Source organism: Arthrobacter sp. FW306-2-2C-D06B (genome assembly GCF_021789175.1).
Taxonomy (GTDB): Bacteria; Actinomycetota; Actinomycetes; order Actinomycetales; family Micrococcaceae; genus Arthrobacter.
In genome coordinates this window covers 1,092,782-1,108,875 of record NZ_CP084560.1, presented here as the reverse complement: position 1 = coordinate 1,108,875, position 16,094 = coordinate 1,092,782, and the positions used below count along the sequence as shown (strand labels likewise).

At 62.9% G+C, this 16,094-nt stretch carries 16 protein-coding genes; 3 read left to right on the top strand and 13 right to left on the bottom strand.

What is annotated here, in order from left to right:
- Positions 1–136 precede the first annotated feature (136 nt).
- Positions 137–487 (top strand): hypothetical protein, encoded by a 351-nt coding sequence (locus LFT47_RS05330; RefSeq protein WP_236815963.1) that lies wholly within the window; start codon positions 137–139, stop codon positions 485–487.
- Positions 488–1,538: 1,051 nt separating this feature from the next.
- Here the strand turns inward: LFT47_RS05330 and LFT47_RS05325 are convergent.
- From LFT47_RS05325 to LFT47_RS05315, 3 genes are all read right to left on the bottom strand, one after another.
- Positions 1,539–2,645 (bottom strand): ABC transporter substrate-binding protein, encoded by a 1,107-nt coding sequence (locus tag LFT47_RS05325; RefSeq protein ID WP_236815962.1) that lies wholly within the window; start codon positions 2,643–2,645, stop codon positions 1,539–1,541.
- A 68-nt stretch (positions 2,646–2,713) separates the two neighbouring features.
- A complete protein-coding gene (locus LFT47_RS05320) occupies positions 2,714–3,574 on the bottom strand; it encodes an ABC transporter permease (protein ID WP_236815960.1) in 861 nt (286 codons plus the stop codon).
- 26 nt (positions 3,575–3,600) lie between these two features.
- Positions 3,601–4,458, bottom strand: a complete 858-nt coding sequence (locus LFT47_RS05315; protein ID WP_236815959.1) for an ABC transporter ATP-binding protein — start codon at positions 4,456–4,458, stop codon at positions 3,601–3,603.
- Between the two features lie 262 nt (positions 4,459–4,720).
- Between LFT47_RS05315 and LFT47_RS05310 the strand changes: the two genes are divergently transcribed.
- Positions 4,721–5,389, top strand: coding sequence for a response regulator (locus LFT47_RS05310; RefSeq protein WP_236815957.1), 669 nt, complete (start codon positions 4,721–4,723; stop codon positions 5,387–5,389).
- Between the two features lie 37 nt (positions 5,390–5,426).
- Here the strand turns inward: LFT47_RS05310 and LFT47_RS05305 are convergent, their stop codons facing one another.
- The 3 genes from LFT47_RS05305 to LFT47_RS05295 form a co-directional block, all read right to left on the bottom strand.
- Positions 5,427–5,987 (bottom strand): YceI family protein, encoded by a 561-nt coding sequence (locus tag LFT47_RS05305; RefSeq protein ID WP_236815955.1) that lies wholly within the window; start codon positions 5,985–5,987, stop codon positions 5,427–5,429.
- A 93-nt stretch (positions 5,988–6,080) separates the two neighbouring features.
- Positions 6,081–6,986, bottom strand: coding sequence for an EamA family transporter (locus tag LFT47_RS05300; RefSeq protein WP_236815953.1), 906 nt, complete (start codon positions 6,984–6,986; stop codon positions 6,081–6,083).
- Positions 6,979–7,572, bottom strand: a complete 594-nt coding sequence (locus LFT47_RS05295) for a helix-turn-helix domain-containing protein (RefSeq protein WP_236815951.1) — start codon at positions 7,570–7,572, stop codon at positions 6,979–6,981. The genes LFT47_RS05300 and LFT47_RS05295 overlap by 8 nt, the downstream gene beginning before the upstream one ends.
- 129 nt (positions 7,573–7,701) lie before the next feature.
- On the opposite strand from LFT47_RS05295, the gene LFT47_RS05290 reads away from it, so the two are divergent.
- Positions 7,702–9,036 (top strand): DUF2254 domain-containing protein, encoded by a 1,335-nt coding sequence (locus LFT47_RS05290; RefSeq protein WP_236815949.1) that lies wholly within the window; start codon positions 7,702–7,704, stop codon positions 9,034–9,036.
- Between the two features lie 12 nt (positions 9,037–9,048).
- Here the strand turns inward: LFT47_RS05290 and LFT47_RS05285 are convergent, their stop codons facing one another.
- The 7 genes from LFT47_RS05285 to LFT47_RS05255 all read right to left on the bottom strand — a co-directional run bounded on the left by LFT47_RS05285 (position 9,049) and on the right by LFT47_RS05255 (position 16,023).
- On the bottom strand, positions 9,049–10,440 hold the full coding sequence (locus tag LFT47_RS05285) for a hypothetical protein (RefSeq protein ID WP_236815947.1): 1,392 nt from the start codon (positions 10,438–10,440) through the stop codon (positions 9,049–9,051).
- A 103-nt stretch (positions 10,441–10,543) separates the two neighbouring features.
- Positions 10,544–10,960, bottom strand: coding sequence for an ester cyclase (locus LFT47_RS05280; protein WP_236815945.1), 417 nt, complete (start codon positions 10,958–10,960; stop codon positions 10,544–10,546).
- A 45-nt stretch (positions 10,961–11,005) separates the two neighbouring features.
- Positions 11,006–11,836 carry a DUF2182 domain-containing protein gene (locus LFT47_RS05275; protein ID WP_236815944.1) on the bottom strand — a complete coding sequence of 277 codons (831 nt, stop codon included), beginning with the start codon at positions 11,834–11,836 and terminating at the stop codon, positions 11,006–11,008.
- Positions 11,833–12,438: a DUF1326 domain-containing protein gene (locus LFT47_RS05270; protein WP_236818369.1), complete on the bottom strand. Its 606-nt coding sequence runs from the start codon at positions 12,436–12,438 to the stop codon at positions 11,833–11,835. The genes LFT47_RS05275 and LFT47_RS05270 overlap by 4 nt, the downstream gene beginning before the upstream one ends.
- Positions 12,439–12,888: 450 nt before the next feature.
- Positions 12,889–14,256, bottom strand: a complete 1,368-nt coding sequence (locus tag LFT47_RS05265) for an MFS transporter (protein ID WP_236815942.1) — start codon at positions 14,254–14,256, stop codon at positions 12,889–12,891.
- Positions 14,257–14,325: 69 nt separating this feature from the next.
- Positions 14,326–15,240, bottom strand: a complete 915-nt coding sequence (locus LFT47_RS05260; protein ID WP_236815940.1) for a hypothetical protein — start codon at positions 15,238–15,240, stop codon at positions 14,326–14,328.
- A gap of 234 nt (positions 15,241–15,474) precedes the next feature.
- Complete coding sequence (locus LFT47_RS05255; RefSeq protein WP_236815939.1) at positions 15,475–16,023, bottom strand: TetR/AcrR family transcriptional regulator; 549 nt, start codon at positions 16,021–16,023, stop codon at positions 15,475–15,477.
- Positions 16,024–16,094 lie beyond the last annotated feature (71 nt).

The window sequence follows — 16,094 nt, the reverse complement described above, 5'->3', positions numbered from 1 at the left end:
CGCGAAGGGTTGACCCTCCAAAGCGTCGTGGCCTAGTTTAAACAGACCGTTCGTCCTGTTTTTGAATGCCCACCTTCCCGATGGAGATGAAGATGCGCCTCGTAAGGAAATTGACTCTGTTTCTAGCGGTGGTCCCATGACAGGCCATGAAAGCAGAGCCGGGGATAGGACCACCTTCGGGCCTCTTCAATTGAAGAGCATCTGGCATGAGCATGAGCTAAGGAACTTTGACCTCATGGTCATAATGCAAGTTTCCGGGTGCGAGCACATTGCGGAGCGAGTGATCAGCGGCGAGTCAGTGTCCGCAGAAGAAAAGTCGGTCTTGGTGATAGCGAATGAAATAGCGGAACAAAAAGGCTACCTTCCCCTGTTTGACATGACCGACGACGACGCACGGATCTCGGAGAATGCAGGACCGGAGCTAGAAAAGTTCTTCAGCTCCGAGGAATGGCAAAAGAGGGATCGAAGCAGTACGCGGCGGCTCTAACTCCACGGCTCCACAAGTAGCGGAAACAAAACAATCGGCCTGCGTGGGAGGATCGAGGGCTCTGAGGGAGGACTGCAAAATGACTGGTCGTGGTGTTGTATTTGCCGCAGTAGCAACTGGGATACTTGTGTTCGTTGTTCCATACGTTGTCTCGGTCCTGTTCGGTGCCGCCCCCAACGGGACCGAAACGTTGATCGTCGTCATTCTGCTCTGGATCACCGTGTGGACGGTAAGCAGAACAAGATTCAAGCGCGATACCCAACCGATATGATGATCGCCTGTCATTGGGGGGAATCGGAACGGCCTCATTCCAACAGGTCACATCACCGAAGTCGAAAAGAGTAAATGACAAATGCGGCCACCACACAATGGGTGACCGCCTTTGTTTATCCGGCTGATTGCGTTTTCTAGTGATCCAAGGCCTTCTTGAAAGACTCAAGGCTTTGGCTAGTTGACCCACTTGCGGGTCTCCAGGGAGCCACTATGGTGTATGAATCTTGAGACCAATATTGCCAACCGGTTTCCCTCAATTGGGCTTCGTACTCGGTTCTTGCTTTGGGTGAGCCGTAGGCGATGATTCCAAACATGTCGTCGTTGAATTGGCAGGTGAACTTCCACCGGTCCGGCAGTCCGTTCACGATGTAGTCCTCGAACGACCCGCATCCGGCTTTGTCGGCGACTGCCTGAGCGATTGCCCGCCCTTCATCTACGGTGGTTGGCGTATCCGAGACATTCGCTGCCGCTGAACATGCTGACAGGCCCAGCGACGCCGAGAAGCCAATCGCCGCTAAGCTAACAAGCCGCTTTGTTGGCGTCAGTCGAACCATCGAGCGCCTCCAGGATTGCCGTTGGAAAGGACAGTATCCCAGTAGCCAACGTCCGGGCGCCATTCGTCAAGGTTCCACGTATCTCGGCGGAGCATGGAACCTCCAGGCGCCACCGCCGTCGAATTTTCCCCAAGCGTTCCCAAAACACCCACAAACAAACAATCGGCCTGCGTGGATTACCACGCAGGCCGATCGTTTTGGGGGCTAGCTATAGAGGGAAGAGATTAGCCGTCGTTGCCGGCGGGGGTGGTGGCGGCGGTGTAGCCCTCGAGCTTGAGAGCGGCCTGGGCGTACTTCTGGGTGAACGTGTCGGCGATGTTGACCTTGGAGGTGTCAACGCCGATGGTCTTCTCCTCGTCGAAGATCGTCTTGGGGCCACCTGCAGGCATGAGGCCGTCCGGGAGGAACTGCCCCTTGTCCTGGTTCAGCGCGGCGACGTACTGGTCCTTGGAGATGGTGCTGTTCTGGACGTAGGACTGGGGCAGCTTGTCCGCGATCTCCTGGGCGGAGTGGGTGCTGATCCAGTGCATCGTGTCCACAAGGGCGTTGACGACCTTCTGGGCTGCGTCTTCGTGGGTCTTGACCCAGTCGGCCTGGGCAAGAAGACCGGCCGACGGCAGGGTGCCGCCAAGTGCTGCCTTGGCTCCGTCGGAGGTGGCGAGGTCGATCGCGGAAACGGCGAGGTTCTTGTTCTCAAGGGCGCCAACGGTCGGCTGGGTGGTCATGACGCAGTCAGCGGACCCGCGCTGGATTGCCGCGATGGCGGTTGCTCCGGCGCCGACGGCGATCGTGTGGTAATCGCTCTTCGCGAGGCCGGCCTTCGCAGCGATGAACTGGGTGAGCTCATCGGTTCCCGAGCCGAGGTCGGTGACGCCGACGGTCTTGCCCTTGAGGTCTGCGCCCGTTTTCACGTTTGCCTTGGGGTTGCACATGATGCGTTCGCCCGGCGCACTCGAGAGCTGCACGAGGTTGATGACGTTCTTGCCCTTGGACTGGAAGTCGACGGTGTGGACGTACCACGCACCGGCCATGTCCACCTGCCCGGATGCCATTGCGTCTTCGGCGCCGACGCCACCCTGGGACTCGGTGGAAAGCTCCATCTTGACGCCGTACTTCTGGTAGAAGCCGAGCTGCTCTGCGAGCTGGTACGGCAGGTAGATCTGCTTGTCGATACCGCCGACCATGAGCTTCACGGTAGGCATCGAGGCGGTGTCCGCGGATGCACCGCCGCTTGCCGCGCTGTTGCTGCTTGCGGTGCTGGTGCCACAGGCCGCGAGGCTCAGGGCGATCACTCCGGCAGCGCCGACGGCGTAGATCTTGTTCTTCATCATGGTTGTGCTTTTCCTTCGATTGTGAGGATTCGAGCGTTGGGTAAGTGTGGATTGAGGGACGGCGGTCGTCAGATCGCCTGGGCTTCGGAACGGTTTGGTGGCCGCCATTTGAGCAGCTTGTGCTCTAGCAAGGTGATGAGGGCTTCGGCGCCGAGCGTGATGACAGAGATGATCACCATGCAGGCGAAGACCGTGTTGGGATCGAAGGTCCCCTGTGCCTGGCTGATGATCAGGCCGATTCCCTGCTGGGCGCCGAGCACTTCAGCGACAAGTGCACCGATGATCGCGAAACCGAACGCCGTGTGCAGGCTTGCGATGATCCAGGTCATTGCCGAGGGAATGGTCACGTGGATCGCTACCTGCAGCGGAGATGCACCCAGGACCCGCACGTTTCCGACCAGGTTCTGGTCCACTTCACGGACGCCCTGGAAGGCGTTGAAGAAGACGACGAAGAAGACCAGGACTGCTGCGAGCAGCACCTTCGGGAAGGTGCCCAGGCCGAACGCGACGATGAAGATCGATCCGAGAACGATTCTTGGAATCGAGTTCACGATCCGGATGTACGGTCCGACCACGGCCGAGAGGTACTTGTTCGAGCCCAGGAGCAGGCCCAGGACGACACCTACGAGCGTGCCGAGCGCGAAGCCCATGAACGCTTCCTGCATCGTGACCCCGAGGTTCTCCCAGATGGTGCCGAATGCCGTGCCCTCGGTGAAGAGGTTGACCAGGCTGTTCCAGATTTCGGTCGGCTGGCCGAAGAAGAACTTGTCCACCCAGCCCTCCGTCGTGAACCACTGCCAGCCACCGATCACGATGACCGCGAGGATGGCACGGCCGCCCCAGACCCAGATGGTGCGGCGGTTCATGGAACGCCGGGCCGAAGCCTTAAGCTCACTCGCTTGCGCTTGCGCTTGCGTTTGCTCTTGCACGGGAGCACCTCTACTGATTGTGGTTGTCATGCTGCTACACCCGCCGACTGCTTGTAGGCACGGGTGACTTCGTCCTTCAAGGACTCCCAGATCTGGCCCTGCAGCTCCAGGAACCGCTCCTCGTGCCGGATCTTCTGGACATCTCCACGCGGCCTGGGCAGATCGATGTCAAAGACATCCTTGATCGTGCCCGGGCTGCTGGTCATGATGACCACCTTGTCCGCCAGCGCCACTGCCTCGTCGAGGTCGTGCGTGATGAACAGGACAGAGGGGCGCAGTTCCTCCCAGAGCTGCAGCAGCTCGTTCTGCATGATGGCCTTGGTCTGCACATCGAGGGCGCCGAACGGCTCGTCCATCAAGAGGATCCGCGGGTTGTTGATCAGGGCCGCCGCCATGGCGACGCGCTTGCGCATACCGCCGGACAACTGGTGCGGATACCGGTCCTCGAAGCCGGCCAGGCCCACGCGGCGCAGCCAATCCCTTGCGAGCAAGGTGGCTTCCTTCTTGGGGGTTCCGAGCAGGACCGGGCCGATCAAGACGTTCCCGAGAACGGTCTTCCACGGGAAGAGTGCGTCCGCCTGGAACATGTAGCTGACGCCGTTGGTGATGCCGTCAACGATCTGATCGTGGACCCTCACCGAACCGGCGCTTGGCCGCTCGAGTCCGGAAACCTGAGCGAGGGTGGTCGACTTGCCGCAGCCCGTCGGTCCGACGATCGCGCAGAACTCGCCGGGTTCGACCCTCAGCGTCACATCGCGGATGGCAGTGAATGTCTCGTGCTTGGGCGTGAGGTAACGCTTGGTCAACCCGACGATGTCGATGCCCGCGGCGACCTCTTCCCTCTCAGGGGCCCCGGGCGGCCGGTTGGGGTGGTTAGCATTCATAACGCTAAGACCTCTCTGTCTTTCGTTCGTTTTTCCAGCGGCAGCTTGCGCTGTCATCCGGATCCCTTCATTGGGAGTCCGACGAATTCGTGATGTGGATCACTGGAACTGTGTAAAGCTTAGGAAGGGTTCATCCGGGCCAGAAGTCTTCAGTAAGTTGTGCGCCTTAGCCGCAAAAGTGCACGTTTTGTGCGTTTTCTGCCGTCGCTTCAACTACCCGGGAAATGCCCGCACCGTCGCGGAAAGGACAGGAGCGCAGACGTTGATTAAGACATTGATGGTTGACGACGATTTCCGGGTCGCCGGAATCCACGCTGCCCGCGTGGCCAGGGTTGACGGTTTCGAATGCGTCGGTCAGGTGTACAGCGCCACAGCCGCTCGGGAGGCAATTGAGCGCCTCAACCCGGACCTGCTCTTGCTCGATGTACACCTTCCGGACGAGGACGGGATCTCGATGCTGCGGTCCCTGCAGGCTTCCGGAACCGACGTTGATTGCATCATCGTCACCGCTGCCCAGGACCTGGCCACCGTCAAGTCAGCAATGACTAGCGGCGCGGTCTATTACCTCGTCAAGCCCTTCAGCTTTGACCGGCTCCGCACGCAGTTGGAGGCGTACCGGAGCTGGCGGCAGGAGCTGGATTCCGCTTCAACTGCCGACCAAGCCACTATTGACGGCCTCTACAACGCGCGCTCGGCGGGGGTCAGGGCCGCCCCTCCGGCGCCGCGCCTGCAGCCCACCATGCAGAAAGCGCTCGACGCCGTCCGCGCCGCCGGGGGTCCCATCAGTGCTGCTCAGATCGCCGAGCAGCTCGGTGTCAGCCGCCCAACTGCCCAGCGTTACCTCAGCGTCCTGGAGCAAAAAGGCCTTCTCATTTTGGACCTGACCTATGGCAGCACCGGCCGCCCGCTCAACTCTTACACCGTGAGTTGAGCGGGCGGCCGGCTACCTCTTGACTACTCGGCTCTGACTACTCGGCTGCGGGCTCGCCCTGCTTCACGAGGGCAGCCTCGAGGTTGATCTTCACTTTGTCGCTCACCAGGAAACCGCCGGTCTCCAAAGCTGCGTTCCACGTCAGTCCGAAGTCCTTCCGGCTGATTTCGGTTTCGGCGGAGAACCCGGCGCGGGTCGCGCCGAAAGGATCAACCGCGACGCCGGTGAACTCAACTTCCAGCTCCACCGGCTTGGTGATCCCCCTGATGGTGAGGTCGCCCGTGAGAGTGTAGTCCTCGCCGTCGCCCTCTACGCTCGTGGCCCGGAAGGTCATCTCCGGGTATTTCTCGACGTCGAAGAAGTCGGCACCGCGGACGTGGGCGTCGCGGTTGGCGTCGCCGGAGTCGAAGCTCGCGGTCTTGACGGTTGCGTGGAGCGACGCGTCGGCGAGGGACTCGCGGATGCGGGCCTCGGCGCTCGCGTCAGTGAAGCGTCCGCGGACCTTGCTGATGCCGGCGTGCCGGACACTGAAGCCAATTTCGCTGTGGGACATGTCCAGCAACCACGTGCCGGGGGTCAAACCGTTGGGAAGAGTCATTGTGGATCTCCTGTTTCGAAAGAATTTCGCTTGGATCGATCCCTTCCACCCTTGTTGAGCCCGAACTTGAAGTCAAGGACTCCAGCTCCCTATCTAGCCGACAAGGTCAAGGTCCGGGCGCGTCCCGGTCTGATCAGTGGTGAGCGGGTGACGTCGACCACCGCGTTGCGCTGCGGCGCCGGCGAGGACCACCAGCGTGATGCCGACAAACTGGATGAGCGAGGGCTGCTGGTGCAGCACGAGCAGCCCGAGGAGAACGCCGAAAGCGGGTTCGAGCGCCATCAGGGTGCCGAAGGCGGCTGAAGTCATCCGGCGCAACGCGAGCAACTCCAGGATGAAGGGCAACACGGGCATCAGGACAGCCACCGCGACTGCGGTAGCGAGGACACCGAAAGTGAGCTGTCCAGCGGCTTGCGGGATACCGACGACCGCTGCCGTGACGGCAGCCACGGGAACCGTGAGCGAAAGTGTTCCGATGCCGGTGAAGCGATCGCCAACGCGTTGGGTGAGCAGAATGTAGGCAGCCCACCCAACGGCGGCGAGGACGGCGAACCCGATACCCGCAAGGTCGATTTGCCCTTGCCAGGGTTCGGTGAGCAGTACGACTCCCACAAGCGCGAGAGCAGGCCAGAGAAGGGCCCTCGCGTTGTGACTGCGCAGGGAGGCGACGGTCAACGGGCCAAGGAACTCGATCGCGACGGCGGTGCCGAGCGGGATGCGCTCGATGGCGGCGAGGAACGCGATGGTCATCAGCCCCGTGGCGACACCCAGCGCGAGGAGCACCGGCACATCGCGACGGCGTACCGCACGCAGCGGAGGCCTGGCCACTGCCAGGAAGATGAGTGCTCCCACGCTAAGCCTCAGCCACGCGGTACCGGCGGCGCCCACCACAGGGATCAGGTCCACCGAAAGGGCGGACCCCAACTGGACCGACAACATCGCGGCAACCGCCAGCCCCCATGGTGGCACCGCGGCACCGCGGATTGCGCGTTTACTCATGCCTGTGTCCGGACCCTACGCCGGGTTCGAAAACGGCCAGGGAGAACCTCGCCGGCCCCGTGCCCGGATTGGCATAGGAGTGCGCCACGTTGCCCGGGAAGCTGACAGCGTCGCCGGTATCGAGGGTGATCGCTTGCCCTGCGATCTCGACCACCACTGTGCCCTCCTGAACCTGCAAAAGTTCCTTGGTACCCGTGGTGTGGGCCTCGCTCACGTGATGGTCACCAGGGCTCAAGGTCCAGTCCCACAGTTCAACCACGTCCGGCGATTCAGTGCCGGCCACCAGCACCCCTTGGCCGCCGGAAGCGCTGCTCCACAATGCCGCTCCTTCACCGCGGCGGGTGACCTTTACCGGTTTGGGCTGGGGCGATTCGACCAAGGCCGGCAGCCCGACTCCGAGCGCGTCGCTGATCCTCAGCAAGGTTCCCACGCTCGGATTCGCGGCGCCCTGCTCGACGTTGACCACCATTCGGCGGCTCACGCCGGCAGCATCCGCCAATTGGTCAAGGGTCCAGCCCCGCGACTGCCGCTCCTGCCTGACCCGGGCGCCGATTGCGGATGCCAGGGCAGTTGTACTCTCATCCATAAGTGCATCATACTGCACTTTTAGTGCACTGCACATTGTCCAATTCTTACCGGTGGAGCGACCGTCCGATATCTACTTTTCACAAGCTTCCCCTTGACTGGCGGGCACCCTCAGTCGAGAGTGACACTTGTGAGGCGTGAGGCCGTTCGGGAGTATCTGGCGAGTGCCCTGTGGGCGATGCCGACCTGCGCCGTCATCATCGCGATCATCGCCGGCGCGGGCCTTTCCGCGGTGCAGCTCGACGCTACGTCACCCTTCGCCGTCCTCCTCTTCCAAGGGACATCCGACGACGCGCGGAACCTGCTCATCGGGATTGCGAGCACCATGGTGACTGTCATCGCCGTCGTGCTCGGCCTCACCGTCGTGGCACTGCAGCTCGCGTCGACGCAGTTCAGCCCGCGGTTGTTGCGGAACTTCCTGCGCGATATCCCCAACCAGGTGACCCTTAGCGCGTTCGTGGCCACGTTCGCGTACAGCACGGCTGGCCTCTACACCGTCGGCATCGCCGCCGGACAGCGCACCCAGGACTACCCGCGCCTCGCGGTGAGCGGCGCACTCCTGCTGCTGTTCGTGAGCATGGTCATGCTCGTCTTCTTCGCCCACCATCTGTCCCATTCGATCCAGGTGGACCAAGTCATGAAGGGCGTCGAGAAGGCCACCCTCAAGGTGATCGAGCGGTCCTTCGTCCCTGGTGATCCCGGAATCCGCATGCCAAACCCGCCGCCCGGCGCCACCGCTTTGCCGGTACCGCAGTCCGGATATGTCCAAGCCTTCCATGTGGAGGCGTTCGTCGGGGTGCTCGCGAGCCGGGGCCTCACTGGCCGGATGGTGCCCATGATCGGCCGACACGTCGTCGCGGGTTCCCCGCTCGCCTGGGTGTGGGAGGCCACCGGCGACGGCGCGCGTCCTCTTGCCCTCGACGGCGGCACTGAACTCCGCCGGGCGCTCGCCGAGAGCGTGCGGATCGGTTACGAGCGGACCCTTGAGCAGGACGTCGCCTTCGGGATCCGGCAACTCGCCGACGTCGCGTCCAAAGCGCTCTCGCCCGCCATCAACGACCCCTACACTGCGAACCAAGCGGTGGACCATCTCGCCTCGATCCTCGCGGCCCTCTCACTCCGGCAGCACGGGCCGCAGGCCGTGGCGGACGCGCAAGGCACCGTGAGACTTTACGTACCGGCCCGCGATTTCGCCTATCTCGTGGACCTGGCCCTCGGACAGGTGCGACGCTACGGCGCGAACGAGCCTCGCGTCGTCAGGGCCCTGTTCCGCGCGTGCCGTGAGCTTGTGTGGTTCGGCGACGCAGCCCACCACGCTGTCGTGCGTCATTACGTCGAGACCCTCATGAGCGACGTGGCCCGGCTCGTGGCCCAGCCAGCCGATCGCGAACCGCTCCTCGCGGAGGGCGCGGCACTGCTCGAAGCCTTCCACGACGCCGACGGCGCGAGCGACGCCGCAAACTAAGGTTTGCGTGCGTCATTCGATTTCTGCTTCGGCGGCCACGTTGCGGATGCCGCGGGGGCATCCTGCTTTGGTCCAGGCCCGGTAAAGGAAGCCCGCGACGGCGACGGCGGCGGCGAGGCTGACGATGGGGAACCCGCGGGAGAGATTGACAACGAGAGTGAAGGTCACAGCGAGGGCTCCGACAGTATTGAGGATGAAGACCCCCGGCTGGCGTTCCTTGCGGGCCAAAAGGGCCATGGAGACCAGACCGCCAAGGAAGCTGAGGAAGACCGCGACTGCGTAGAACAGGACAAGCTCCTGGTCGTTGCCCCCGGCGACGGCTGTTACGGCACCGGCCAGCACGATGAACACCGCCACACCCCAATAGGGCGTGTGGTGGTGGTTGGTACGGCCCAGCGAGAGAGGAAGGACGCCGACGGTCTCACCGTTGGGGTTGATGTGGCGCGCCAGAGCTTTGAGCAGGCCCGGTCCCGCTTGGAAACCCGAGGAGGCCGCCGAGAGAAGCAGCAGCGCAGTAACGAGCTGGAACGCGGCGAACACGGGCGCCGGCGCAGCCAGGCGGGCGAGCTCGGCGATCTGCGTGCTGTCTTTTGGAGGGATGCCGACGTGCAGCTGCGCGGCCTCGAGGGCGAGACCCAGCGTGATAGTGCCGACGATGGCGAGAGTCAGCCAGAGGGTGAGCTGCCCGAAACGCCGCTTCCCGTCATTGCCGAGCTGACCGAGCTGGGCGACCGCCGACGTCGCCGCTTCCACACCGGTGGCCATGGCCATGGCGACGGGGAAGGCAAGCACCACGGCAAGGACTGGTGGATGCCCTGGAGCCCCGACGATCGTGCCGAGCGGTTGAGGTGCTGCGCCCAGACCGTAGGCAAGGACGACAACGGAAACGACGATAAAGGCCATCGTCATCGCGGCGAAAACCAGCCTGCCAAGATGACCGAACCAGGTCGCGGCACCGACAAGGACCACCAAGCCCAGCCCGAGTAGCAAACGCCAGGGAGCAAGAGCGGGAAAATAAGCGATGACCGCCGAGGATCCCGCAGAGACACTGATGGCGATAGTGAGCAGGAAATCCACCACCAGCGCGCCAATCGGGATGAAGGACCAGCCATCTCCGAAGGCCTCACCCACCGCGGCCGGCGCCCCGCCGCCTCTCGGGTAGCGCGCGAGGAGCTGCCGGTAGTTCACGATGACCAAGGCGACGATTGCCACTACCAAGACCATCGTCGGGACCAGCCAAGCCAAATCGCCGTTCAGGGCACGCAGAGCCGCTTCAATGGCGTACGCGACGGAGGAGACAGGGTCGGCCATGACCGCGAAGGCAAACGCCAGCAACAGGGCGGTCCGGGAACGCAGACCTCTTCCCAGTCCACCTCCGGTGGACGCTCCGCTCGGAATTTTCACGGGGATCTCCGGTTCTAGGACAGACGTATCGACCTGCCGACCAGACTTCCCGGCTCACCTCCGAATGCCTCCCGCCCGCAGCTAGGAGCGCGGGCGGGAGACGCTATTGCGGAATCGCACCGATCTGCTGCATGAGGCTGAGGGTGTCTGTGGATCCCCAGTGCTCAGCAACCTTGCCGTCCTCGACGCGGATGATGTCGGTCCCGCCGAATTCGACGGTATTGCCAGACGCCGGCACGCCCGCCATGTCTCCGCGGTGCGTACCCGTCATCACCACGTGGCACGCCTCCAAGGTTCCGTCAGTCAGCCACGGCTCTATCGTCTTGACCTTGATGTCCGGGAACGCCGTCCGGATGGCGGAGACGAAGAACCGAACACCTTCCTTCCCAGGCGGTTGCCCGGGGAGAGCCTCTTCGTGGTCGACCAAGTTGTCCGTCGCCAGCTCATCAATCAGATCGAGATTTCCACCCTCAATGATCTCTTTGTAAAAACGTCCGATCAGTCCAGTGCCATCAGTCATTTCCGACTCCTTAATGAATGAGACCGTCCCATTTTTTCCCCGCATTTACATCCCGACTCCCGGTGCCATCGCGGGCGTGAAGGCGATCGCCAAGGCGATCACGGCGAGCGCGACGGCGACCGATCGGTTAGCGAGCCGCCTCCACGGGAGCATCTTCTCCAAGGCAATGAACGCCCCCACCACAGCCATCCAGCCGACGCTCATCACGCCGAGCGCGAAGAGCGCCACCATCAGCGCCCAGCAGCAAGCAACGCACCATGCGCCGTGCTCGAGTCCAAGACGCAGCGCACCAAAGGTCCCGTAGCGGATGCGGCGCAGAATGAAGTCCATGGGCGTCCGGCACTTCATCAGCGAAACGTTCTTGGCCGGCGTGAGTTGGTAGACGGCCGCCACAAAAATCACTCCCGCTGCCAGATAGCGACCGCCCGGATCGGAGCCAAAAAAGCCGGGGACGAGGGATGCGACAATTGCGTAGAGCGCATAGGCAGCGAGGCCGAAGATCGTCCACGAGATCAGGTAGCCGGCAACGAACACGGCCGTGGAACCCGGAGGGGCATAGCGCCCGGTCTCCCGACGGTGGTGGGTGATCCTGGCGTAAGCGACAACCATGGGCGCCACCGACGGAAACATCATCGCCGCAAGCATCACCACCCAGGTGGTGAGGAAGAAACCGAGCGGCCCGGGATCCGTCCAACGCCCCATGTCCATCCCGGACGTTTGCACGGCAGAAACGATCCAGCTCACGGCCGCGAGAATCAGCAATACAGCAACCAGACCGGCCTCGCGTGGATCCAAGTTGAAGGCTGTGGCACGCGGCGTACCGCCGGCCACAGCTCCACGAATCAACTTTCTGCGAGGCAGGTTCCCGGCTGTCATGCCCTACCCTTGGGGGCGCCTTCGGCCATTTCGCTTGCGTAGGCGAACTCTCCGCTCTCGCCATAGATCCCGTCGAAGTCCAGGCCGAAGAGATCCGAGTGCCCCGGGGCCTTTCCGATCATGTAGTCAGCCGCGAAGGCGTACATCGCGTTCTTGACGGTGGTGACGCTACCACCCGGTCCGGGCAGCGTTTCAAGTGTGTAATTCACACTGTCTCCCACCGAGGCGGAGGGGCTGTCTCCATCGGAGAACGTGACGCCGGCCCGCTGAACGCCCAACCATTCGCCGTACAGGGCCGACAGATCTCCGAACGGTCCGCCGACCTCGCCGTGCAGGATGCTTTCAAGGGCGGTCGTCTGGCCGTCCGAAGCGCCCTCATCGACGACGACGCCGATCTTCCAACCGCCCGCTGTGAGGTTAGACGGGAAGAAATTGACGAAGGCGAAGTCGATCCCCGAAAGATCGGTGTCATCGAGCTTCCCGTTCGCAACATGGAACACTGCCACGCCGCGGCACTCGCCGTTGGCACTGTTGGGCCTGCCGTCCACCGGACACGGACAGATCAAAGCGCAACTGCAATTAGCAACATATTTTCCGGACATTTCCCAAGACATTGAGGACTCTCCTCGCTAGTTCATTCGACTAGCGGAGCTCCCCCAGAGGCAGCGCCGAAACCACTCACTATGAGACCCACGAACCTCGTAAGGCCGACGATATTCCCGCCTTATCGGGGTGTCAACAAGCTCTGCTAACCCAAGGCGCGAGCCTCCTTATGAAGGACTCCAGGGTGCGTGGCTGCTCGACAAAACCGCAGGTCAGGGCCGGGAGTTCCCCGGTCGTCATTTCCCCGTGGCCGGGACCACGCCCCTTGTTTCGCGACGGCCACGAAAAAGGAAACCCTGTCCCAACAAGCAGCCCTTGGACGTGGATTCAATTCAACTTGCAATGACGAAGCATCCAGGCAGACGGCACTTGCCGCCTATGCAGGCATCACTGCAAGTGGGGCGGAGGGCTTACTGTTCTCCCGCGCCCTTCTGGCCGCGCGATTGGACCTATCCCACGGCCCCCGGCTTCCGCCAAGCCAGGGCCAACACAAACACCACCGCGCCCAGCCCCAGCATCACCAACACCATGAGCCCCCAGTTCGTCTGGTTGACTCCGGGCCCATACAGCACACCAATGAGAACTGTCGCCGTGATGGCCCCGAGGTATCGGCACGTCTGGAAAATCCCGGCGGCCACTCCCCTGTCCTCGGGCCGCGCCGACACATACAAACCTTGGTTCGACGCCGTGCTGACCACGCCATAGGGAACACCCATCAGCGCCGTGAGCCCGAGCACCAGCGGCGGCCAGAAGGACAGCGTCAGCGCCCCGAGCGCGCCGGAAGCCAGGGCCAAAAGCACGACGCCGACGATCATCACGGACCGCACGCCGTAACGCTCAATGAACCGCACCGTCACCGGCGTGATGAAAACCGACATGGCAGCCAGGGGAAGCATCAGCAGGCCGACCACGCCGGCGTCGTACTTTCCAGCCTGCTGCAGCAACTGCGGAAGCCCGAAGAAGGCAAAATAGTAGACCGCACTGAACACCGCGAAACCCAAGTACAACAGCAACAGCGGCCGGTTCCGGCCGAGCAGCCGCAAGTCCAGGAACGGCGGAGTGAACCGGAACTCGCGCCATGCGAACAGCCCCGCCAGGACCACGGCGACGGCGATGAACCACCAGCGGTAGGCCGGCATCACGTTCAGCAGCGCCATCATCGCCAGCGTCAGTGATGCGATGAACGCCAGGATGCCAGGAATGTCGGAATCGCGGAGGAGGGCCGACAACTTCCCGCTTTCGCGTCCGACGTCGGGCGGTGCCACCTGCCGCACCACAATCAGGGCAAGGAGCGAGATCGGCACGTTGATCGCGAACAGCGCCTGCCAGCCGACCAGGCTCACCAGGAGGCCGCCGACGACGGGCCCCACCGCAGCGGCCGAGGTGTTCGCCATCTGGATGCGGCCGAGGGGTCTGGTTGAGCTGATGTTCGCCTGCCGGCTGAGCGTGGAGACCATCACGACGGCGCACGGGTACGCCGTCGCGGTCCCCACCGCCATGAGCGCGCGGGCCACGCAGACCAGCGCGAAGTTCGGCGAGAACGGTGCCAGAAGGCAGGAAATGGCGACCACCGCCATGCCGAATGTAAACAACCTCCGCGGACCGAAGCGGTCCGCCAGACGGCCCATGAGCGGCTGGCCAGCGGCCGAGGCCAGGTAGAAGGACGTGATCACCCAGGTGACCGTGGCGACGTCGAGCGCAAAGTCCTGGCGCAGAACCACCAGCGCGACCGCGATCATCGACGAGTTCAACGGATTCAGCGCCGTCCCGAGACTCAGTGCAGCGATCGCTAGGCCGGGGCGGGGTTTGTTGGTCACGTCCCTAAGTCTGGTCCATCGTTGCCTGAGGTCACGAAACGACGCGTCACGAACCTCGTCTGGGAACGGTCAGTTCTGCGCTACCGACAGCACCGGCTTCCGCTTACCGCTGGCGTCTGTGGTCAGCGTCGGGACCGGGGGCTTCGGCGGGGCCACTACCGGAGCGGGTGGCGGGGGTGGTGGCGGTGCCGGCGGAATGCAGGAGTAGTTGTAATCGAAGTCAATGGTGAATTGGGTGAGTGCAACCACGCCGCCGGCCGTCAGGGGCGGGGCCGAGCAGAGTTCCACTGCCGACTCCGGGGACGTTGCTCCGGCAAGCCAGCTCTTGAGCCCGTTCAGATTGCTGTCCGGGTGAAGCTGCCCGGCGATTACTCCGAACTGGTACGAGGTTGAATAGATGCCAACCTGCGCGCCAATGTCTTGCAGGTAGGCGGCCATGCCTTCAATATCCGCGGCGTTGGCCACGGTGTCCCAGGACCATGCGTTCCCGGTCTCCACGTCCAGCCACCACATGTGCTTGGCGGGGTCGGGTACGCCGTAATGATTGACGTCGTCGAACGCGATGCCGTAACCGTAGAGGTAGGCGCACGCCGCCGAAGCCGTCCCGTCGCAGCTCCCATACGGGTTTGGACGGCTCATGACCACGTCCGCATCGGATGCCGGCCACCACCCGCCATACTCCGCGGGGTTGGCTGTGTTGACGTACAAGGCGGCCGCGGGTTGGCTTGTCCCGCCCACCGAGCCGCTGGCCCAGCCCAGCTGCTCGGCGAAACAGGGATTCGCGGTGCCCGGACGGCCGTCGTTCACGCCGACAATTCCGAACGCCTGGCCCACAGGAAGTCCGCCACCACATTGGGGCCAGGAAATGTCGCTGCCCAAGACAATGCCCGAAGCATCCATCGGTGCGGCATGTGCGGCGGATAATGGTGTGGCTGTCCAAGCAAGCAAAAGGCAAGCGACGGCCATGAGTTTTGCAGTTTTCATGATGTGCGTCCTTGGCATGGTTCAGGGCCCTGCCGGGGTTGGTACTGCCGCACATTGCATCCCAAAAGCAATGGCAGTGAGCCATCTTCGGCTCACTACGGATCCTACGGACGGGCTTCTGGGCAGCCTTGAGTGATCCCTACTGGACTTGATTAACGAATTTGCGAGTAAGTGACGTGGTGCACTTGGAGTACAGCTCAGATGCTGGAGTACTCAGCACAGCGCTGAACCGCGTCAGGAAGCGATAAGTCCGTCAGCGACTACCGCGAGCATCGATGCTGCTGCATCAGCCGGAAGTTCGCTGTTATCTACCACTGCAGCCACGCCGCCGACGAGCCGGCTGATCTGCATTGCATCGACTCCAGGGCGCAAGGCGGAGTCCAACGCTTCGATCACGCGCTGATTGGCGCCGAGGTAGGTCTGGCACTTTGCTGCAAATGGTGAACCCGGGTCGCCCAGCGCGGCGGTAATCCGCGCGGCGGCGCCCTTGTGCTCGGTCAGCATCGACGCATAGTCGGTCAACCAATTCAACAACCGCTCCCGAGCGGTGGCGTCGAGCGTAAGGGCCCGGTCGACGGCGGTGTTGACCTTCTCTGCCCACGCTTCGAGAACCGCGTCGTACAGGGACTCCTTGGTCGGGAAGTGTCGATAGAGCGTACCGGGTCCCACCTCGGCCGCCTTGGCGACTTCGTCCATCGAAACGGCTTCGTAGCCTTTGACCCGGAAGAGCGCACGTGCAACCTCCACAATCCGATCGCGGTTGCGTTGAGCGTCAGCGCGCACAGAAACACCTTTCAATACACCATTGCAAAACGGAGAGTGTCTCCGTATAGTTCTAAACGGAGCAACTCTCC

What these genes read in the sequence shown, in the direction of transcription:
- LFT47_RS05330 (WP_236815963.1), top strand. Translation starts at nt 137, where the DNA reads ATGACAGGCCATGAAAGCAGAGCCGGGGATAGGACCACCTTCGGGCCT.
- LFT47_RS05325 (WP_236815962.1), bottom strand. Translation starts at nt 2,645, where the DNA reads ATGATGAAGAACAAGATCTACGCCGTCGGCGCTGCCGGAGTGATCGCC.
- LFT47_RS05315 (WP_236815959.1), bottom strand. Translation starts at nt 4,458, where the DNA reads ATGAATGCTAACCACCCCAACCGGCCGCCCGGGGCCCCTGAGAGGGAA.
- LFT47_RS05305 (WP_236815955.1), bottom strand. Translation starts at nt 5,987, where the DNA reads ATGACTCTTCCCAACGGTTTGACCCCCGGCACGTGGTTGCTGGACATG.
- LFT47_RS05300 (WP_236815953.1), bottom strand. Translation starts at nt 6,986, where the DNA reads ATGAGTAAACGCGCAATCCGCGGTGCCGCGGTGCCACCATGGGGGCTG.
- LFT47_RS05295 (WP_236815951.1), bottom strand. Translation starts at nt 7,572, where the DNA reads ATGGATGAGAGTACAACTGCCCTGGCATCCGCAATCGGCGCCCGGGTC.
- LFT47_RS05280 (WP_236815945.1), bottom strand. Translation starts at nt 10,960, where the DNA reads ATGACTGATGGCACTGGACTGATCGGACGTTTTTACAAAGAGATCATT.
- LFT47_RS05275 (WP_236815944.1), bottom strand. Translation starts at nt 11,836, where the DNA reads ATGACAGCCGGGAACCTGCCTCGCAGAAAGTTGATTCGTGGAGCTGTG.
- LFT47_RS05270 (WP_236818369.1), bottom strand. Translation starts at nt 12,438, where the DNA reads ATGTCCGGAAAATATGTTGCTAATTGCAGTTGCGCTTTGATCTGTCCG.
- LFT47_RS05260 (WP_236815940.1), bottom strand. Translation starts at nt 15,240, where the DNA reads ATGAAAACTGCAAAACTCATGGCCGTCGCTTGCCTTTTGCTTGCTTGG.